At 40.6% G+C, this 20,496-nt stretch carries 20 protein-coding genes and 2 pseudogenes; 11 read left to right on the top strand and 11 right to left on the bottom strand.

Translation table 11 applies throughout. The features are described from left to right. Window positions 1-184 precede the first annotated feature (184 nt). Window positions 185-2,401 carry a single-stranded-DNA-specific exonuclease RecJ gene (recJ, locus tag A0739_RS08545; RefSeq protein WP_061587731.1) on the bottom strand — a complete coding sequence of 739 codons (2,217 nt, stop codon included), beginning with the start codon at window positions 2,399-2,401 and terminating at the stop codon, window positions 185-187. A gap of 177 nt (window positions 2,402-2,578) precedes the next feature. Here recJ and A0739_RS08540 point away from each other — a divergent pair, with 177 nt between their 5' ends. The 5 genes from A0739_RS08540 to A0739_RS08520 all read left to right on the top strand — a co-directional run bounded on the left by A0739_RS08540 (window position 2,579) and on the right by A0739_RS08520 (window position 6,413). Next, the gene (locus tag A0739_RS08540) at window positions 2,579-3,337 is read left to right on the top strand and encodes an amino acid ABC transporter ATP-binding protein (protein ID WP_061587689.1); all 759 of its coding nucleotides are present in this window, start codon (window positions 2,579-2,581) and stop codon (window positions 3,335-3,337) included. A 10-nt stretch (window positions 3,338-3,347) separates the two neighbouring features. After that, complete coding sequence (locus A0739_RS08535) at window positions 3,348-4,142, top strand: transporter substrate-binding domain-containing protein (RefSeq protein ID WP_082243846.1); 795 nt, start codon at window positions 3,348-3,350, stop codon at window positions 4,140-4,142. Window positions 4,143-4,154: 12 nt separating this feature from the next. Next, a complete protein-coding gene (locus A0739_RS08530) occupies window positions 4,155-4,832 on the top strand; it encodes an amino acid ABC transporter permease (RefSeq protein WP_000131156.1) in 678 nt (225 codons plus the stop codon). 9 nt (window positions 4,833-4,841) lie between these two features. Further along, window positions 4,842-5,501, top strand: a complete 660-nt coding sequence (locus A0739_RS08525; protein ID WP_061587688.1) for an amino acid ABC transporter permease — start codon at window positions 4,842-4,844, stop codon at window positions 5,499-5,501. A 129-nt stretch (window positions 5,502-5,630) separates the two neighbouring features. Next, complete coding sequence (locus A0739_RS08520; RefSeq protein ID WP_061587687.1) at window positions 5,631-6,413, top strand: DUF4037 domain-containing protein; 783 nt, start codon at window positions 5,631-5,633, stop codon at window positions 6,411-6,413. Window positions 6,414-6,700: 287 nt separating this feature from the next. Here the strand turns inward: A0739_RS08520 and A0739_RS08515 are convergent, their stop codons facing one another. From A0739_RS08515 to A0739_RS08500, 4 genes are all read right to left on the bottom strand, one after another. Then, entirely contained in the window at window positions 6,701-7,723 is a 1,023-nt protein-coding gene (locus A0739_RS08515; protein ID WP_061587686.1) for a YdcF family protein, read from the bottom strand. 67 nt (window positions 7,724-7,790) lie between these two features. After that, on the bottom strand, window positions 7,791-8,228 hold the full coding sequence (locus A0739_RS08510) for an Rrf2 family transcriptional regulator (RefSeq protein ID WP_061587685.1): 438 nt from the start codon (window positions 8,226-8,228) through the stop codon (window positions 7,791-7,793). Between the two features lie 164 nt (window positions 8,229-8,392). Further along, on the bottom strand, window positions 8,393-9,334 hold the full coding sequence (locus tag A0739_RS08505; protein ID WP_061587684.1) for a hypothetical protein: 942 nt from the start codon (window positions 9,332-9,334) through the stop codon (window positions 8,393-8,395). Between the two features lie 160 nt (window positions 9,335-9,494). Further along, window positions 9,495-10,346 (bottom strand): metallophosphoesterase family protein, encoded by an 852-nt coding sequence (locus tag A0739_RS08500; RefSeq protein WP_061587683.1) that lies wholly within the window; start codon window positions 10,344-10,346, stop codon window positions 9,495-9,497. 192 nt (window positions 10,347-10,538) lie between these two features. Between A0739_RS08500 and A0739_RS08495 the strand changes: the two genes are divergently transcribed. The 3 genes from A0739_RS08495 (at window position 10,539) to thrS (ending at window position 13,642) form a co-directional block, all read left to right on the top strand. Beyond that, a complete protein-coding gene (locus A0739_RS08495) occupies window positions 10,539-10,913 on the top strand; it encodes a hypothetical protein (RefSeq protein ID WP_061587682.1) in 375 nt (124 codons plus the stop codon). Between the two features lie 324 nt (window positions 10,914-11,237). Then, the gene (locus A0739_RS10795; protein WP_025169031.1) at window positions 11,238-11,594 is read left to right on the top strand and encodes a hypothetical protein; all 357 of its coding nucleotides are present in this window, start codon (window positions 11,238-11,240) and stop codon (window positions 11,592-11,594) included. Window positions 11,595-11,698: 104 nt separating this feature from the next. After that, window positions 11,699-13,642, top strand: a complete 1,944-nt coding sequence (gene thrS, locus A0739_RS08485; protein WP_061587681.1) for a threonine--tRNA ligase — start codon at window positions 11,699-11,701, stop codon at window positions 13,640-13,642. A 212-nt stretch (window positions 13,643-13,854) separates the two neighbouring features. On the opposite strand, the gene A0739_RS08480 is transcribed toward thrS, so the two are convergent. From A0739_RS08480 to A0739_RS08470, 5 genes and pseudogenes are all read right to left on the bottom strand, one after another. Continuing rightward, a complete protein-coding gene (locus A0739_RS08480) occupies window positions 13,855-14,904 on the bottom strand; it encodes a DUF389 domain-containing protein (RefSeq protein WP_000197793.1) in 1,050 nt (349 codons plus the stop codon). Between the two features lie 329 nt (window positions 14,905-15,233). After that, a pseudogene (locus tag A0739_RS10360) lies at window positions 15,234-15,484 on the bottom strand (hypothetical protein). A 55-nt stretch (window positions 15,485-15,539) separates the two neighbouring features. Next, a pseudogene (locus tag A0739_RS10845) lies at window positions 15,540-15,638 on the bottom strand (peptide ABC transporter); the annotation flags it as partial. A gap of 6 nt (window positions 15,639-15,644) precedes the next feature. Further along, window positions 15,645-16,619 carry a sensor histidine kinase gene (locus A0739_RS08475; RefSeq protein ID WP_061587680.1) on the bottom strand — a complete coding sequence of 325 codons (975 nt, stop codon included), beginning with the start codon at window positions 16,617-16,619 and terminating at the stop codon, window positions 15,645-15,647. Continuing rightward, window positions 16,612-17,289, bottom strand: coding sequence for a response regulator transcription factor (locus A0739_RS08470; protein ID WP_000548987.1), 678 nt, complete (start codon window positions 17,287-17,289; stop codon window positions 16,612-16,614). Before A0739_RS08470 ends, A0739_RS08475 begins: the two co-directional genes overlap by 8 nt. 320 nt (window positions 17,290-17,609) lie before the next feature. Between A0739_RS08470 and A0739_RS08465 the strand changes: the two genes are divergently transcribed. The 3 genes from A0739_RS08465 (at window position 17,610) to A0739_RS08455 (ending at window position 20,207) form a co-directional block, all read left to right on the top strand. After that, complete coding sequence (locus A0739_RS08465; protein WP_061587679.1) at window positions 17,610-18,179, top strand: TetR/AcrR family transcriptional regulator; 570 nt, start codon at window positions 17,610-17,612, stop codon at window positions 18,177-18,179. A gap of 85 nt (window positions 18,180-18,264) precedes the next feature. Next, window positions 18,265-19,041 (top strand): ferredoxin reductase domain-containing protein, encoded by a 777-nt coding sequence (locus A0739_RS08460; RefSeq protein WP_061587678.1) that lies wholly within the window; start codon window positions 18,265-18,267, stop codon window positions 19,039-19,041. Window positions 19,042-19,130: 89 nt separating this feature from the next. Continuing rightward, window positions 19,131-20,207 (top strand): DUF2974 domain-containing protein, encoded by a 1,077-nt coding sequence (locus A0739_RS08455; RefSeq protein WP_061587677.1) that lies wholly within the window; start codon window positions 19,131-19,133, stop codon window positions 20,205-20,207. A gap of 81 nt (window positions 20,208-20,288) precedes the next feature. Here the strand turns inward: A0739_RS08455 and A0739_RS08450 are convergent. Beyond that, window positions 20,289-20,496, bottom strand: a 208-nt coding sequence (locus A0739_RS08450; RefSeq protein WP_155718978.1) for an LPXTG cell wall anchor domain-containing protein, incomplete at its 5' end; no start/stop codon positions are given.

Raw genomic sequence — 20,496 nt, 5'->3', positions numbered from 1 at the left:
TTTACTACATGAGGTTTAAAAGCAGACATCGTATAAAGTGATAGAAGAGAATAAAAAATGAATCATTTCCCTAATTTTTACATCAGTTAACCACTCAAAAAACCGTCTTATCAACCACTCTTACATCAAGCATCTATCCGACAAAAAGAGACCGAGATAGGTCATCTCAGTCCCTTTCCATCTATTACTCCATTAAAAAATCATACATTTCTTGCACGGTACCCAGCGCCATCATTTCTTGGTCTTTAACGGTTTGTTTGAGATTTTGGTAAATCTGACTTTCAGCAATTTCCCTTTTCGGCGCTTCTTTATTGACTGTCATGACACCATCTTTGATCGTCACAAAGCCCAGCTCTTCAAATACTTGGATCATCTTGACCAGCAAGATTTGTTGAATATTGAGATAAGTCGCCAAATCTTTGAGCTTGTAGCGAATATCAAACTCTGGGAACTGGTAAATAGTCTTATACAATTTAGCAAACTGTTCTCTAGTCCCATAGCCTGTCAGATAGTAGGCTTTATCAATGTCATTTTTGAAATAGACAGCAGAGAAGTGCTGTTCTTGAAAAACAGTCTTCAGCAGGCTAATATCCTCAGGAATGGTTTTCACAACAACCGCTTCACTGGTCGCTAATTCTGGTAATTCTCCAGCAAAATCCAAGACTGGAACCCCTTCTGGCAAGACTGCATTCTTCCCACGAATGTTAAAGAGTTGAACACCATCTACACGCGCATCCACCATCATCAACTGGAGGGCAGTTTGGCCATTCCATTGGTTAACAGACAGAGTGACTGCCAATTCTAGATTCTTGGTTTGAGCAAACTCCATCGCCCATCTACCTTGTCCGAAGGCCACCACTTCAAAACTCGCCTCACCCTTGGAAATTTTTAGTTTGAGGTGGGCATTGCCTGCCCCCATAGTACGGGCACTTTCGACATGAAAATCCTTGATATAAAAGACAGGTTTCTGATTGTCCATTCCAAAAGGTGCCAAGCGTTGAAAACTTTTGACCGTTTCCAAGCTAAGCGTCTCCAAGTCTAGCTCTTCATCTAGATTTAACTTGTTCTTACCACTAGCATCTGCACCTTTTTCACGGACATAGTCTTCCAAAACCTGAGATAAATCTGAAAGTTTCTCAACTTCCAGTGTCATTCCTGCTGCACCAGCATGGCCGCCAAAGGCGATAAAGAGGTCGCGATGGGGATCTAAGGCTTCAAAAATATCGACCGCTTCCACACTACGAGCGCTACCCTTGGCACGACCATCTTCTATATTAAGAACGATAACTGTCTGCCCTAGTTCTTCCAACAAACGACCAGCAACGATACCCAAAACGCCAGGATTCCAGCCTTCCTTGGCCAAAACCTGGACCTTCTTCTCAGGATCCACCATGGTCTTAGCTTCTTCGTAGATTGACTGAACGATTTCCTTGCGCTCTTCGTTTTTCTGATGAATCATGAGGGCAATCTCATGCGCTTCCTCATCATCAAAGCCAGTCAACAAATCAATGGCAGGATTGGGATCGTCCAAGCGGCCTAAGGCATTTAAACGAGGGGCAATCTGGAATCCAACCGTTTCTTCTGTTACTTCATTAGCAGCAATCCCAGCCATGTCTAGCATTTCTTGCAGACCGATGCGCTGAGTATGCCCCAACATTTCCAGACCATATTGAACCAAAATACGATTTTCATCCGTCAAGCTCACCATATCGGCAATAGTTCCGATGGCTACCAAATCGAGTAGCTCCACTTGCACTTCTTCTAAAAGGGCGCAAGCTAGCTTGAAAGCCACTCCACAACCAGCCAACTGTTTGAAAGGATAGTCCGCATCTGGATGTTCAGGGTGAACAATCGCATAGGCATCAGGAAGGGTTTCCGGCATAGAATGATGGTCGGTCACAATGACATCCACTCCCATAGACTGGGCCATTTCAATGGCCTCGTGACCAGCAACTCCATTATCCACCGTCACAATCAAGGAAATCCCCTCTTGCTCGATAAAGTATTTATAGACACTGGCATTGGGACCATAGCCATCGGTAAAGCGATTTGGCAGATAAACACGGCACTCGGCACCAAGCTGTTCCAAACTTTCCTTAACAATAGAAGCTGAAGTCATACCATCCGCATCGTAGTCTCCATAGATTAGAATATTTTCCCCTTCTTCAATGGCCTGACGAATCCGTTCTACTGCCTTATCCATATCATGGAGCAGATAAGGGTCATGCAAGTCCTCTAAAGAAGGTTCTAAAAACTTCTTTAGACTTTCTTCATCCTGAATCCCTCTTTCAAATAATAACCGAGCCACCTCAGGACCCAGTCCAGCCTTCTTGGCTATCTTTGTAAAATCCGCATCTTCAACCTGCGGGGCAAACTGCCATTCATAAGTAGGAGTTATCAAAAAAACATCCACTCTTTCTAAGAATTCTATCGTTTCATTATAACATGATTTAGGCATTTTCTCTATCCAGATTGCTTTTTTATAACATTTTAGTGAATTTTTTTCAGATATGATTTGACAAGAACATTCTTTTGTTGTAGAATCATGTTATAAAATCTAACACAAAGGAGATCTCTCATGGCTTTAGTAGAATTTAAAAACGTCGAAAAATATTACGGAGACTATCACGCACTCCGCGACATCAATCTCCGTTTTGAAAAAGGACAAGTTGTTGTCCTGCTTGGACCTTCTGGCTCTGGGAAGTCCACTCTTATCCGTACGATCAATGGTTTAGAGGCTGTTGACAAAGGAAGTCTCCTCGTCAATGGACACCAAGTAGCAGGTGCTAGTCAAAAAGATTTAGTTCCTCTTCGTAAGGAAGTCGGCATGGTTTTTCAACATTTTAATCTTTATCCACACAAAACAGTGTTAGAAAATGTAACACTAGCGCCCGTAAAAGTTCTAGGAATTGATAAAAAAGAAGCTGAAAAAACAGCCCAAAAATATCTGGAATTTGTAAATATGTGGGACAAGAAAGATTCCTATCCAGCCACGTTATCTGGTGGACAAAAACAACGGATTGCCATTGCACGCGGACTCGCTATGCATCCAGAGCTACTTCTCTTTGATGAGCCAACATCTGCCCTTGATCCTGAGACTATTGGAGATGTTCTGGCCGTTATGCAGAAACTGGCGCATGACGGGATGAATATGATCATCGTTACCCACGAAATGGGCTTTGCTCGAGAGGTTGCGGACCGCATCATCTTTATGGCAGACGGAGAAGTTTTGGTGGATACGACAGATGTCGATGACTTTTTTGACAACCCAAGCGAACCTCGTGCCCAACAATTCCTCAGCAAAATTATCAACCACGAAAGTGACAAAGTCAAATAAGGAGGCGCCTATGAAAAAGAAACTCTTTTTATCCGCATTATTGATTAGCCTTTTCATCCTTGCTGCTGCCAAACCAGTTCAGGCTGATACCAGCGTCGCAGACATTCAAAAAAGAGGCGAACTAGTTGTCGGTGTCAAACAAGACGTTCCTAATTTTGGCTACAAGGATCCCAAGACAGGGACTTATTCTGGTATCGAAACGGACCTTGCCAAGATGATTGCAGACGAACTCAAGGTCAAGATTCGCTACGTTCCTGTTACCGCTCAAACCCGCGGTCCACTACTAGACAACGAACAGGTCGACATGGATATCGCAACCTTCACCATCACAGACGAACGTAAAAAACTCTATAACTTTACCAGTCCCTACTATACGGACGCTTCTGGCTTTTTGGTCAACAAATCTGCCAACATTAAAAGCATTGAAGATCTAAACGGTAAAACGATTGGAGTTGCCCAAGGTTCCATCACCCAACGCCTGATTACTGAACTAGGCAAAAAGAAAGGTCTAACCTTTAAATTCGTCGAACTTGGTTCCTACCCAGAATTGATTACTTCCCTTCACGCTCACCGTATTGATGCCTTTTCCGTGGACCGCTCTATCCTGTCCGGCTACATCAGCAAACGGACAGAACTACTAGATGATAGTTTCAAGCCATCTGACTACGGTATCGTCACCAAAAAATCAAATACCGAGCTAAACGACTATCTTGATAGCTTGGTCACTAAATGGACCAAGGATGGTAGTTTGCAGAAACTCTATGACCGTTACAAGCTCAAACCATCTAGCCATACCGCAGATTAAGGAGGACACCCCATGACAGATTTATCATCTTGGACAGCCTATTTTCAGGATTTTGGACAATTTTTCAATGGTTTCCTCTTCACCCTTGCCCTAGCGGTTGGATCCTTTATCCTCGCCATGGTTTTGGGCATCTTCTTCGGGGCCATGTCAACCAGTAAACGCCCATTCTTGCGTGTTTTGGCTCGTATCTTTGTCGAATTTTACCAAAATACTCCCCTCTTGGTGCAGTTTGTCATCGTCTTTTATGGTTTGCCTCTTATCAGTGAACACACCATCATGATTCCGATTTATTGGACAGCTGTACTTTGTGTGGGACTCTATCACGGCGCTTATATTGCTGAGGTTATTCGTTCAGGGATTCAGTCTATTCCTAGCGGTCAGATGGAGGCCGCCTTATCGCAAGGTTTTACCTATATCAGTGCCATGCGCTTGATTATCTTGCCTCAGGCCTTCCGTATCATTCTCCCTCCATTGACCAACCAAATCGTTAACCTCATCAAGAACACCTCTACCGTAGCTATCATCTCTGGAGTAGACTTGATGTTTGTGACTAAGTCTTGGTCGGCTCTCAATGGAAACTATATTCCAGCATTTTTAGGTGCTGCCCTGCTCTACTTTGCTCTTTGCTTCCCTGTTGCCCAGTTTGGTCGCAAGATGGAGCAAGCCAACAAAAAAGCCTATTCACTTTAGGAGGTTACTATGGAATCTATTTTAGAAGTTTTGACCCCAGATAACCTAGTCTTTATCTTTAAAGGATTCGGCTTAACTCTCTACATTTCTCTGATTGCTATCGTCCTCTCGACCCTTATCGGAACAGTACTAGCCGTCATTAGAAATGGGAAAAATCCTGTCTTACGGATCATCTCCAGCATTTATATCGAGTTTGTACGTAACGTTCCCAACCTCCTCTGGATTTTCACCATCTTTTTGGTGTTTAAGATGAAGTCCACACCAGCAGGTATCACTGCCTTTACCCTCTTTACCTCAGCAGCCCTGGCTGAGATTATCCGAGGTGGTCTCAATGCCGTGGACAAGGGCCAGTACGAAGCAGGAATGTCGCAAGGATTCACCTCTGCGCAAATCCTCTACTACATCATTCTCCCACAAGCTATCCGTAAAATGTTGCCAGCCATCATTTCTCAGTTTGTAACTGTGATTAAGGATACCAGCCTTCTCTACTCTGTTATCGCCCTACAAGAACTCTTTGGAGCCAGTCAAATTCTCATGGGACGCTATTTCGAACCAGAGCAGGTTTTCAGTCTTTATATCCTGATTGCCTTGATTTACTTTATCTTTAACTTTGCTATTTCCAGCCTGTCTCATAAGCTAGCAAAACGTTGGCAACAAGCAGCAGAATAAAAAAGAAATGTGAACTCAAAACAAGGGTTCACATTTTTTGCTATAAATGAAAAAGAGTAACTCAATGCTATGCAAACGTTTTACTTTTTGGTAAAATGACTTTAAAACCATAAAGCAAGGAGAAAAATCATGATCCACGAACTTTGCAAAGAATTCTCTCAACTGGAACAAGTAGAAGCTATTGCTCTTGGTGGTTCTCGTGCAGGACAAGCCTACGATCAAAATTCTGACTATGACGTTTATGTCTATCTCAACTCTTCAATTGATGAGGCGACTCGCCTCAAAATTTTGAGTAAATACTGCTCCTATATGGAAATTGGAAACCAGTTTTGGGAATTAGAAGATGACTGCGTACTAAACAACGGTATCGAAATCGAGTTGATTTATCGTTCGCTGGAGTCGTTTGAACAGGAATTGAACTCAACCGTTTTTCAACACAAAGCTCAAAATGCTTATACAACTTGCATGTGGCATAATCTACTCCACAGCAAGATTTTATACGACCCGAATGGACACTATGCTTCTCTCCAAAAGACTTACCAGATTCCCTATCCACAGGAACTCAAAAAGCATATCATCGAAAGGCAACTCCTTTTGCTAGACCATGCCATGCCTGCCTTCTCTCACCAAATAGAAAAAGCTATCAAGCGTCAAGATCTTCTCAGTATGAATCATCGTACGAGTGAATTTTTCGCTTCCTACTTTGACTTGTTATTTGCGCTCAATGAGCAAACCCATCCTGGTGAAAAACGAATGTTGGAGTACGCAAAGACCCATTGTACTCTCCTCCCTAAGCAATTTGAAGAAACTATTCGCAAGTATTTCCAACTACTCTACCAACCGCAACAAGGAGAACAAGCGGTCGTGACCTTACAAACCATCCTGAACCAACTAAAGGCCATTTTGCCATGAGTAAAAAATGAAATGTGAACCTCTGTTGCTGTTCACATTTTTATTTGTCGTTGACTGTAAAATTCTAGTCTACTCATATTCAGTTGCCTATTTTTGACTCTCTCTGAAAATCTACAACTAGGTTAGAAATTGTTCAATTGATTGACGAGCAATCATGAAACCGTTCCAAAAACCGCACTCACAATCACTTACCCTGCTCTTTCATTACTAGTGACAATTTTTCCCTTAGGGTTACTACAAGATTTTTTTAGAGATTCTAACAAGAATTACAATATGAATTTTACATATTACCATAGAACACCTCTATAGGAGAAAATCAGAGCTAAAATTAATAAAATATAGAAGGCGAGAAAAAGCCATCTCATCTTCACACATAGAACAATGTATTCTCTGATAAAGGCCGATGGGATATAGTAGGCGGCTGTACGGCAACCAAGACCATCTCCCTTCATCCCAATACGGCGAGCATAGGTACTGGTACGAAAAACATGGTAATCATTGGTCACAAAGAGAAAACGTGGACTGGCCACCAGCTTCTCTCCCATTTCTTTTGAGAAGAGAAGATTCTCATAGGTCGTCGTTGAGTCTTCCTCTAGGAGAATCGCTTCTCTCGGAACATCCGTCTCTTCAAGCAAATAATTACAAATTGCCTGAGCCTCGGAAATCTTCTCATCCCCACCTTGACCACCACTTGCTATGATTTTAACATTGGGATTGAGAGACTGGTGATAAGCTTCTACTGCCTTGTCAATGCGACTCTTTAGTAAGGGAGTGACTTTTTCTCCATTCAACAAGCCTGCTCCGTGAATGATGATAAAATCATAATATTTTTTCTTAGGAATGAAAAGATACAGAATGGAATAAAGCAGAAATCCTGCAAAGGCAAAACCAAAAATCAAATACGAATAAATCAAAAAGAAAAAGATAATATTCACTAGATGATTGGTGTAAAACAAGCCCTTGGTATCGCTCACTCGAATCGCCATGATCACAAAAAAGAATAAAATCACGCAACCTAATCCTAGAGACAAATAATTTGCCTTGGATTTTCCTTCTTTTTTCAATAACACAAATCCATTATAAATAAGGAAAAAACCACTTAGAAAAACTAAAAAAGGCAGCAGAAGAAAAATCCCTGCAAAGAAAACCATGTGCACTTCTTTCTGTCCAACTTCGTAAAAAAGATTGGCAATGGACATATAAGAAAAAAGCAGAGATAAAAGTAAGAGAGCTGGATTCCAGAGACTACGATTGTCTCTAAAAAACGAAACGAGAAAAAGTAGGACAAAAAATCCTGTGATAAAGTACATAGTCTCCTCCTTTGATGACTACATTGTACCATAATTATAGCAATAGAAAAAGAGGACCTTAGTCCTCTTACTTAGACAGTTTATTCTGAGCATCGGCTACAACCTGAGCCAGACTTGTCTGACGCAGTTGGCTTTCCATAGCTGCTTGAACATCGAACAGCTTTTGGTCCAAGACCGCATGGATATTCGCACCAATTGGGCAATTAGGATTTGGATTGTCATGGAAACTAAAGAGCTTACCAGATTTTCCTAAACACTCTACAGCTTGGTAAACATCCAACAAATTGATCTCTTGAAGGTCTTTTATTATCTCAGTTCCTCCCGTACCACGAGCAACTGAAATCAATCCAGCTTTTTTAAGTTGTGATAAAGTCTTACGGATAATGACTGGATTGACTCCGACACTGGCCGCAAGAAAATCACTGGTTACTTTACTATCTGTATCCTGCATTGCAATAATAATCATCATATGGGTCGCAATGGTAAATCGGCTTGAAATTTGCATCTTCTTCTCCTTTCATTGATATTTTATTCATCTTTTCCCGTATAAACATTATACCGTTTTTGGTTTTCCTGTCAAATATTATAGACTGATTATCTTCTCCATGCAAAAAGTCCTGTATCCCTCTTGGTAACCGGAACGGCGGAGGAAATACAAAGACTTATTTTTTATGCAATTTTACGGACAATCCCTTTTGTTTTATGACTTGACCAAACCGAGCTGATAGACACCCCAGCACCAACTAAGGTAAACACAGCTAACATAGCTAGATTATAAAAATAGTTATCTGGGAAATCACCGCTAAAGATTAATTCATTCACCACTCGGAAAGCAAAGGCAAACTCAACCCCTAGTTTGGAAACGACTTCCATCGCCAAATCAATTTGATTCACTAGAAAGACAGTAATCACCATCCAAATAGAGGAAATTACAATCCCCTTTCGAGATACCTTTCTTCCAAGGATTTCATATCCTTTAATGGTACAAATCCCCAGAACAATACCCGCTACCATAGCTACATAACCTAGGCGCGCGATAAATAGAGCAACTGCTCCACCAATCAAGGCTCCAAGCAAGGCACCGACTGCTCCAAGAAGAACATTTTCCTTCTGGTTTTGATAAGAATCCACCTCAATCTGAAGGTTGCTCTTCAGCAATTGATAGCTTTCCTCGTTGATAAGGAAAATTGAATCACCTAATTGATAGAGACCAACGGGGCCTTCCTGACCACTGTAGGCACAGACTTGGACGAAATGATGGGTTTCAAGGAATGCAACGAGGTCTGTTATGAGCGTCTGTAACTTTTCAATTGTTTTTGATTTGCGCATGGCACCTTTTACAACAAAAGAAACAAGGTACTGGTTGATAGACAAGGTCGACAAGTTTGGAAGAGATTCACTCTTAAACTCATCCCAAACCAATTCGTTTTCTTCTGAATCCGCAGGATTGCCATTCAAACTCACACTGACACAAAGTCGAAACTGATTTTTTACTTCTGTTTCATGTAGCAATAGCAAGTAGCCTGACTGCGTGCCATAAATACTACGCGAATCTTCGTCAAATTGCATGCCCAACTCCGAGGCAATAGCGTGTAACTCTTCTGGTTTCATTATCTGTCTCCTCTTATTTTGAATATCAATTAGTATGAGATTCAAATTATTTATATTCCGTTATTCTAACATATATTTGAGAAGCCGTCAATTCGTATCCAGTTCGACTTATCGGAAAACAACAGTTCCTAGACTATCTTATTTCTAGCTAGAAGTCCTCTTAAAACCAATCTTTCTTGTCTCTTTCCATCCAGAGTTCAACATCCTGATCATAACCTTCTTGTTCACTAATCTGACCTAACAATTCGTGATTATGAGTATGGTGAATCCCATTTACCAAACTTTCATAGTAGACCTGGAAATAGGGGAGCTTCAAATCTTTAGCCAACTGCAATTCAGCTTCTACATCATAATCCACTCGACGAAAATCAACATCAGACAAACCGGCTTCATCAAACTCTAAAATCATATACTGAGCCCGTAGGTCCTTACGCAACTTCGCATCTAAAAAAAAGGGTTGTCCAATGGAACCTGGATTGAGAATCAACTGTCCATCACTTCCGTAACGAAGCAACTGTTGATGAATATGGCCATATACTGCGATAGAGGCGTGTGGATTCGTCACCAATCTATCAAAATCTTCTTGTTTTCCCGTATGAATCAACTCTCTACCCCAGTTTTTATCAGGGAGATGGTGTGTGATTCCCACCATCAAATCACCAAACTGACGATGAACTTGCAGGGGTTGATTATTGAGGTCTTCGATTTCTTTAGGGCTAATCTCTTCTAAAATGTACTGACTTTGACGCAGGAGATAACGATGGCTCGCTTTTGTAGGGTCTAACTTGCGATGCAGACCTCGCCAGAGACTATTCTCCCAATTTCCCAGAACTCTTACTGTAATAGGCAAGCTAGCTAAGAGGTCCAAGATCCTTCTACGTCCTGTCCCTGGCATCAGAATATCCCCTAAAAGCCAGTACTCGTCTACCTCTGCCGCCTTAGCATCAGCCAGAACAGCTTCCAAAGCTGTCGTATTTCCATGTATGTCTGAAAGAACTGCTATTTTGGTCATTCTTTCTCCTTATTTTCCTTCTTTTGTTAGTATTATAACAGAAAACACTCGAAAAGATCACTATCACTGATCACTGGATTAAATTGTAAGAGCCTCCAAATCGTGCTATAATATAAGTAGAAACTTCCCCTTCATTTAGGATTATGTGGTCCACAATATCTCTCAATTTTTCCAGATTGGAGGACTATTGCCATGCGGAATTATCTTAAGTATATCCCATTCTACCTTGTCATTTTCTTTTTTTACTGGCCACTCTATGAACTCCTCTCTCTACTCATCTCTGACCCATATACACTGAAGGGACTGTACATTTACAACATCATCCTCTTTTCACCTCTGGTAACCTTTATCGTATCACTACTTTATAGCTATCGTTTTCATTTCTCACTTTGGTGGCTACTCGGTATTGGTCTGCTCTATTGCTTTACCATCATCACCTTTGGTGAATTCATTCTGCTTTATTTCCTAGCTTACGAAATCTTTACCCTACTTGGGTTGGCTTCTGGTGTGGGGATCAAGCATGTCTTCCAGCGAGAGAAAAATAAAAAAATTATAAAAAAACCTTGAAAATTCTCGCAATCATGCTATAATAATGCATAGAGACAAGTCACTTAGTCCCTTTCTACTAGAGAGTGCGTGGTTGCTGGAAACGCATAGAAAGCCTAAACTGATACTACTCTACTGACTTTTATGAAAACATAAAACGGTGGCTACGTTAAAGCCAATCAGAGGTGTCAACAGTTTTTGTTGTGCATAAATGAAGGTGGAACCACGTTGCGACGTCCTTTTAGGATGTCGTTTTTTGTTTGGAGAGTAGTTACGCCAAAGTTAAAATGAAATTTACCCAAGAACTGAAATGAGGTGATAGATTTGAAGAAAATATTATCTTGGATAATCGCTTGTGCCTTCCTTTTAGTCTATGTCTGGCTAATAAATACGCTCAGTCTATGGGGGACGGAAAATATTGTCGTCTTTTCATTTTTTCTACTCATTCCTCTCTTACCATTCCTTGCCCCCTTTCTTGGTATCTTAATGTTTTTCAACAACAAGAAACTCATTACAACAGGATATCTTTTCAGTTTGACAGCTGGTATCTATTTGGTCAATGCGATAAAAAGCTATCCGATAAGGATATACATGAGAGGCGAGATGACTCAGGAGGAATATCTGTCTCTCATCCTTTCCTTGGTATGCTATCTATGTATTTCTACGCTTTTCTTTATTTTCAGACTGAAAAAGTTAAAATGAAATTGATTTAGCAAATCAATTGTGATCATTCTTTATTGATATCTAGCTTCCCACTTCTTCAAACCTCAGTTATAAAAATACGATAAATATTTAAGGAGAAAACCATGATTAAGATTACTTTCCCAGATGGCGCTGTTCGTGAATTCGAATCTGGCGTTACTACTTTTGAAATTGCCCAATCTATCAGCAATTCCCTAGCTAAAAAAGCCTTGGCTGGTAAATTCAACGGCAAACTCATCGACACGACTCGTGCTATCACTGAAGATGGAAGCATCGAAATCGTGACACCTGATCACGAAGATGCCCTTCCGATCTTGCGTCACTCAGCTGCTCACTTGTTTGCCCAAGCAGCTCGTCGCCTTTTCCCAGACATTCACTTGGGAGTCGGTCCTGCTATCGAAGATGGCTTCTACTACGATACCGACAATACTGCTGGTCAAATCTCTAACGAAGACCTGCCTCGTATCGAAGAAGAAATGCAAAAAATCGTCAAAGAAAACTTCCCATCTATCCGTGAGGAAGTATCGAAAGATGAGGCACGTGAAATCTTCAAAAACGACCCTTATAAATTGGAATTGATCGAAGAACACTCTGAGGACGAAGGCGGTTTGACTATCTACCGTCAGGGTGAATACGTGGACCTTTGCCGTGGACCTCACGTCCCATCAACAGGCCGTATCCAAATCTTCCACCTTCTCCATGTAGCAGGTGCTTATTGGCGTGGAAATAGCGACAACGCGATGATGCAACGGATCTACGGTACAGCCTGGTTTGACAAGAAAGACTTGAAAAACTACCTTCAAATGCGTGAAGAAGCTAAAGAACGCGATCACCGTAAACTTGGTAAAGAGCTTGACCTCTTCATGATTTCCCAAGAAGTCGGACAAGGTTTGCCATTCTGGTTGCCAAATGGTGCAACTATTCGTCGTGAATTGGAACGCTACATCGTCGACAAGGAGTTGGCTTCTGGCTACCAACACGTCTACACTCCACCACTTGCTTCTGTGGAGCTTTACAAGACTTCTGGTCACTGGGATCACTACCAAGAAGATATGTTCCCAACCATGGACATGGGGGACGGTGAAGAATTTGTTCTTCGTCCAATGAACTGCCCACACCACATCCAAGTCTTCAAACACCATGTTCACTCATACCGTGAGTTGCCAATCCGTATCGCTGAAATCGGTATGATGCACCGCTATGAAAAATCTGGTGCCCTTACTGGTCTTCAACGTGTACGCGAAATGTCTCTTAACGACGGTCACCTCTTTGTGACTCCAGAACAAATCCAAGAAGAATTCCAACGTGCCCTTCAGTTGATTATCGATGTTTACGAAGACTTCAACTTGACTGAATACCGCTTCCGTCTCTCTCTTCGTGACCCTCAAGATACTCACAAGTACTTTGACAACGATGAGATGTGGGAAAATGCCCAAACCATGCTTCGTGCAGCCCTTGATGAAATGGGTGTCGACTACTTTGAAGCTGAGGGCGAAGCAGCCTTCTACGGACCAAAATTGGATGTCCAGGTTAAGACTGCCCTTGGTAAAGAAGAAACACTTTCTACTATCCAGCTTGACTTCTTGCTTCCAGAACGCTTCGACCTCAAATATATTGGAGCTGACGGTGAAGAGCACCGTCCAGTTATGATTCACCGTGGAGTTATCTCAACTATGGAACGCTTCACAGCGATCTTGATTGAAAACTACAAGGGTGCCTTCCCAACATGGCTTGCACCACACCAAGTAACCCTCATCCCAGTTTCTAACGAAAAACATGTGGACTACGCTTGGGAAGTAGCTAAGAAACTCCGTGACCGCGGTGTCCGTGCTGATGTGGATGAGCGCAATGAAAAAATGCAGTTCAAGATTCGTGCTTCACAAACCAGCAAGATTCCTTACCAATTGATTGTTGGGGATAAGGAAATGGAAGACGGAACAGTCAATGTTCGTCGCTATGGCCAAAAAGAAACACAAACTGTCCCAGTAGATAAGTTTGTAGCAGCAATCCTTGCTGATATCGCCAACAAATCTCGTGTTGAGAAATAAAACGATTACAGTCTGAGAAACATTTTTCAGTAAGAAAAAGCAACAACTATTTCAGTTGTTGCTTTTTTATATTCTATTTAACCTGAGCTAGTAGTGATTGGTTAAACCACCACAAATGGTATCCTCATAAACAATCCTTTCTATCCACTAACTGCTGGATATAGGATATCCTCCCAAAACTTGCTTCCATGAGTTAGAAAAGGGCAATATCCTCAATCCTTATCTGCTTCATTTTCTTTTACGAGATCTTTTTGTGAATCCTTTTCAGAGAGTTTTTGATCGATATACTTGTTAATGTTTTCGTAAAATTCCTTGGTCATCTCACTATCTAATTTTGGTGAATTATGGACTTGATTGATTTTCAATTGAACAGATTGAATACCGTAAGAGGCTTGTTTTTGATGGAGCGTTTCTAATTCTTCGTCTGAAATCGGATCTCCAACAACCGTCAAGACCAATTCATTGTTCCTTGACTTGTAGACTTGGTTAATGACCGTGTGATTGGCGAACTCTTTTGCTATAAACTGTTTGATTCCTTCTTTTCTCGCTTGTTCTATCGACAGAGTGACTGCTGAATAACTGGCTGGAAGAACCAATAATACAATCAAGGATGTCAAGCCAATTTTCATTTTAATGTTTAGCTCTTTAAATGAACTTAAGGGAGATTTTCTCATCAAAATTCTTGTTCCAACAATGTTGGCTAGCATGATAAAGACACAGTTGATCAAGAAAAGATAGAGAGCCCCAAATAAAAATCGTACATTTCCATTAGCTAAACCATAGCCCGCAGTACAGATAGGTGGCATCAGAGCTGTTGCAATGGCTACTCCTGGCACGATATTATTTGCTTCTTTTTTCCTTGACCCAATTACACCTGCTATCCCACCAGCAATAGCAATGAGAACATCCCAAATGGTTGGAGAGGTTCGTGCAATCAGTTCGCTACTTGCATAAGATAAGGGAGAAATCCAGAAATACAGAGTCGAGACAAGCAAGCTGACAAATACTTGAGTAAATAAAACCTCTAGAGATTGTTTGATTAAACGGGTATCAAAAATAGCTAAACCAAAACCCAGTCCAACAATCGGTGTCATAAGAGGGGAAATCAGCATGGCTCCAATAATGACAGCTGTTGAATTCATATTTAGACCTATAGAGGCAATAAAAATCGCACACATCAAAATCACTATATCTCTTAATCGAACATGAAGATCATCATATAATTTCTCACGGTATTCACGTGTTGAATAATTTCTGGTCATTGGTTACTCCTTTTATTTCATATAATCTCGTTTCTGCATGGATGATGGCAGAGAGACTCCTTTTCAATCTTACATATTTTAATTCCCACCTGTTATTTTTTTGAAAATTATCCTGTAAGCATCCGTCAGTCTATCCTTAACATTATATCAAAAATTTTACAGTCTTTCTCCAAAGAAATCTATCAATTGAACAGATAGAGAAAGGAAGAAACTTTTGTTTCCTTATACGAAAAAGAAAAAAACGGTATCTCCTCTGAAAGAAGATGCCGTTTTTTTCTTTAAATATGATTGGTGTGTTCGACAATCCATTGCTTCATTTTGATTTGCAATCAGAAGCCATAGATCCCAAACGTGATGATAGTTAGAAGAAACCCCTTGATCCAGTTGCCGAATAGTTGTGTTCCAGTCCCGTCAAAGTATAGACGTTGACTATCTACTACCGTGTGTTTGGTTTTCAATTTTTCATCATGCAAACCGCCCAAGGTGTTGCGATCCCCAAGGTAAGCCCGAAAATTATGGCTACTAAGATAGAGTATCCAATATAATCTATGATTCCTCCGTCAAAATAACTTTCTTTCATTTTTGCCTCTTTTATTGTTTGACTATATTCTAGTCGTTTCCTAGTGTAATATTTTTTACATCTGGACAATCTTACGGTAACTTCTAAACGTTATCATGAAAATAGAGATATAGACTAGAACAAAAATTCCACAGATGGATAAGGTTATCATCAACTATGCTTACTCAATCATCAGATTCCTATTGGAAAATTTAATGCGAACGGTTGTTCCTATCCCAACCTCAGACTCGATACGAATCTGGTGGCCCAGTTCTTCAGAAATTTTCTTAGATAGATAGAGGCCAAGTCCAGATGATTGCTGGGTCAAACGCCCATTATAGCCTGAAAAGCCACGTTCAAAGACTCGGAGGACATCGCTATTTTTTATCCCGATTCCCGTATCCTTGATACAAAGCTCCTGACCTTCCATATAGATTTCCAAACCACCTTCCTTGGTGTATTTGAGGCTGTTTGAGAGGATTTGTTCAATGACGACCAACAACCACTTCTTATCGGTCAAGATAATTTTGTCAAGGTCATGGAGATTGATCGTAAGTCCTTTTTGGATAAAGAAAAGGGCATACTTGCGAACCACTTCCTTCACCAGATCCTCCACTTGAACCTGTTCAAATACCAAGTCATCGTGGAAGCTTTCTAAACGAAGGTACTGCAACACTAGATTGGTATAGGAGTCAATCTTAAAGATTTCCTGTTCCAGTTGCTGCTTGACCTCACGATCAGAGACTTCTGCTACTAAAAGTCGACTCGCTGCAATGGGTGTCTTGATCTGGTGAACCCATAAGGTGTAGTAATCAAGCAAATCCGTCAGCTTGCTCTGCGCTTCCGACTTCTTTTGATACAATTCAGACTCACGCTCTTCGAGTTTTTCTGCTAGCGCACATTCCAGAGGAGACTTTGGGTCTCTCTCAGCATAGAGTACTTCCTGTCTGTAAACCTGAGCCTCTGCAAACATATCCCAAGCCAAAAATAGGAAGGTCAAAAAACTACTGAGCAGAAAGAAATAAAGAAAATAAGTTCCTAGACTAGCAAACAGAAACTGAAAGAGTAGGACAAGAAAACCCAACGAAATAATATAGACAAAGATGCGACTACGTGAACGCAGATAGGCTAGAAAAAATGGTTTCCAATCAAGCATGTTTCAGTCCGTATCCTATCCCTTTCTTAGTTTCGATAAACCCTGCTAAACCTTGCTCCTCCAACTTTTTACGCAAGCGAGCAACGTTGACAGACAAGGTATTGTCATCGATGAAAAAGTCGCTATTCCAGAGTTCCCGCATCAGGTCATCACGCGCCACGATATTGCCAGCATGTTCAAACAAGACCCGCAAAATTTGAAATTCATTCTTGGTCAAACTCAATACTTCCCCCTGATAGTGCAGGTCCATAGACTTGGTATTGAGAATCACACCTGCATACTCTAGCAAACTTTCATCCCGCCCAAACTCATAGGAACGGCGCAACAAGCCCTGAACCTTGGCAAGGAGGACCTGCTGGTCAAAAGGCTTAGTTACAAAGTCATCCGCTCCCATATTAATCGCCATGACAATATCCATAGCCTGATCTCTCGAAGACAGAAACATGATGGGTACCTTAGAAATCTTGCGAATCTCCTGACACCAGTGGTAACCATTAAAAAGAGGCAGGCCAATATCCATGAGGACCAAATGAGGCTCCGACTGGACAAATAAACTCAGCACTTCCATAAAGTTTTCTACCAAAACGACCTCAAAGCCCCACTCAGAGAGCAGTTTTCCCACTTGTTGCCGAATGACTTGGTCATCTTCTACTAGTAAAATCTTGTGCATGCGCTCCTCCTTTACTCTTGTTCAAAATATCAAAAGCCTTAATAAAAAATCTATGAATTAGTAACTCAACTATTTGGCTATTTATCTTTCAAATCCAGATTCGGAAACAAAAGCTAAATAGAGAATCATCCCATTGATATCATACCTTATTTTTAACTATAGTTCCAGCCTTATCCTATATTTTCCTTTCTGTGCTCATTTAGTTAGCGTTTCTTTAACTTATTTAATAGATCTAGCCTTCTTATTGACAAGCTAGCCATGATTTGTTAGAATATGAATGAACGAAAAAGTTTATTCATTCATGAAGCAAAGGAGGTTAAATCATATTGGACAAAAAACAATCTTTAAAGACAGCAGCCTATGAAGTTTTTTCGAAAAAAGGTTACAAGGCAACAGCAATTTCAGAAATCGCTAGGCAAGCTGGTGTTGCAGTTGGTTCTTTTTATAACTATTACGAGAGTAAAGAAGCCATTTTTCTAGACATCTATATAGATGAAAACAACCGTGTTCGTCAAGCTATGATCGAAGAATTGGATTGGGAAATTGACATGATCGACCTCATTGGTCAACTATTTGCTCAGTCCAGAACTCTCGTTTCTTCCAATAAAATCCTTGCAGAATGGTACAATCCTGCCATCGCAGATGAGTTGCACAGCTACTATTCCTCGGAAGAAGGCAAAGTCGCAAATCCATTTCATCAGTTTCTAGTTAAAACTTTTACAAATCGTATGCAGTCTGAAGGGTACTCGCCAGAAAAAATTCAAGATATCTTACAGGTTTATAATCTGTTTTACTACATGGATATGCATATCACGGAAAAAGATTTTCCAGAAATTAGCAAAACTGTTGAAATACTTGCAACCAACTTCATTAAAGGAATTCTAAAATAAAGAATGGATTTCTTTATTTTTTGAAAAGATATGAATGAATTTTTTTATAGTTCATTCATAAAATTAAGAACAGGAGTCATAAAAAATGAAAAGAGGTAAAAAAATGTTTATTATCATTCTATCAACACTTGGAGCGCTATGTATTATAACTTGGGGTGCCATCGCATATCTTGGACGAAGCCAGACATTATCGATAAAATCCATTGAAAACCCCAGCGGAGATCTATATTTAATTCATATCACAAAACCGAGTCATCAAATCTGGAAAGCTGGTGCTTATGCTAAGTTTACACTCCCTGATATCTCGTCTTCTGCTAGTAAATATGAAGCTAAGGGAGAGCAAACCAGTCGATGGCTAACCATTGCCTCCACACCTGATGAAGATGAAATTCTCATTTTGACTCATAATAGTGGAAGCAACTTTAAGAACACCTTGACACATTTACCGGCTGGCAGTGAGATTGAGATGAGTTGGCTGGATTCCTCATTGACTGTTAAAGATACGAATAAGCCACTAGTTTGCTTTGCATCTGATGTCGGCATTTCTGCTCTACGCCCCCTTATCAAAGAATGGGCTGGTAAATGTCCGATTATTCTCAACCATTTTGACAAAGGAGTTACTATTTTCGATAATGAGATGAAAGAACTGGCTCAAAAAACACCGAATTTTACTTATAAAACTAGCGAGGAACTTTCTCAAAGTCAAGAATTTTTAAAACGTACTATTGATGAATACGGCAATCAATCCAGCTATCTCATCACAGGTCAGCCTGATGATGTTAAAGAGATGAAGAATTTTTTAAAGGAAAATGGGATTGATAGCAAAAACATACAAGTAAGCTCGTTTAGAGGTTTGAAATAGGAGCAATCTATCTTCTATGTATTTCAATCAAACCCTACTAGCTAATTCTAGGTAAATGTGGTAGGATAAACATAGAGAAAGGAGCTTTTATGGCCAATATTTTTGACTACTTAAATGATGTAGCATACGATTCCTTTTATGACCTCCCCGTGAACGAGTTAGATGTTCTTGCCTTGACTGAATTAACCTACCTTGCTTTTGATGATGTAGTCACTCAAGAACCAAAGCGCCTCATAGATCTTGCATCTCAAATCCCTAGAGACACGACTATGCTGACCAATAAGAACCGTCTCCAATTGTTAGATCAGCTCGCTCAACACAAACGCTTTAAAAATTGCAAGCTCTCAAACTTTATCAATGATATCGATCCTGAATTGCAAAAACAGTTCGCAGCCATGACTTATCGTATCAGTCTCGATACCTATTTGCTTGTCTTTCGTGGAACGGATGATAGCATCATCGGTTGGAAAGAAGATTTCCATATGACCTATATGAAGGAAATCCCAGCTCAAAAACATGCCCTCCAGTATTTAGAGAATTTTTTTGCTCAACACCCTAACCAAAAGGTTATCCTAGCAGGGCACTCAAAAGGGGGCAATCTAGCTGTCTACGCTGCCAGTCAACTTGATCCAAACTTGCAGAAAAACATTATCTCTGTCTATACTTTTGATGCACCTGGACTTCACAAGGAACTAACCGAAACACCAGGCTATCAAAACATGATGGAAAGAACGAAAGTGTTTATCCCGCAAGGGTCTATCATCGGAATGATGTTGGAAATTCCGGACAAAAAAATCGTCGTTCGAAGCACCGCTCTAGGTGGCCTTGCTCAGCATGACACTTTTAGTTGGCAGGTTGAAGACAAGCACTTTGTCCAACTAGACGAGACCAATAGTGACAGCCAGCAAGTCGACACTACTTTCAAGGAATGGGTTGAAACAGTTCCTGACGAAGAACTGCAGCTCTACTTTGACCTCTTTTTTGGAATTATTCTTGATGCAGGCATCTCCTCTATCAACGACCTTTCTTCCTTCAAGGTCATTGAACACATTCATCATCTCTTTATCCAAGCTCAATCCCTCACTCCCGAAGAAAGAGAAACCATGGGACGACTAACCCAACTCTTGATCGACACCCGCTATCAAGCTTGGAAAAATCGAGAATAGACAAAAACCAACTAATCTAATGATTAGTTGGTTTTTTGTTTAAGAAACTAATGGATACTACTTAGAATCTAGAGTATAGAATTAGTCTTCTTTTTTCTTGCGAGACACAAGTCCAAATCCGCTCATCAAACCAAGTACTCCTAGAGTTGCCAAAGCTGCATGATCTTCCGTACCAGTATTAGGTAATTCTTTGGTTGCTTTAGTAGTTGGAGATTGCTCAGTCGGTTTTTGTTGAGGGGCAGTAACAACTTTTTCGTAGACGTGTTCTGTGTCGCCGTTTGGAAGTTTC

It is taken from the genome of Streptococcus oralis, from assembly GCF_001588645.1.
Taxonomy (GTDB): Bacteria; Bacillota; Bacilli; order Lactobacillales; family Streptococcaceae; genus Streptococcus; species Streptococcus oralis_AB.
The sequence above is the reverse complement of the archived record's forward strand: the minus strand, read 5'-3'. Positions and strand labels throughout refer to the sequence as shown.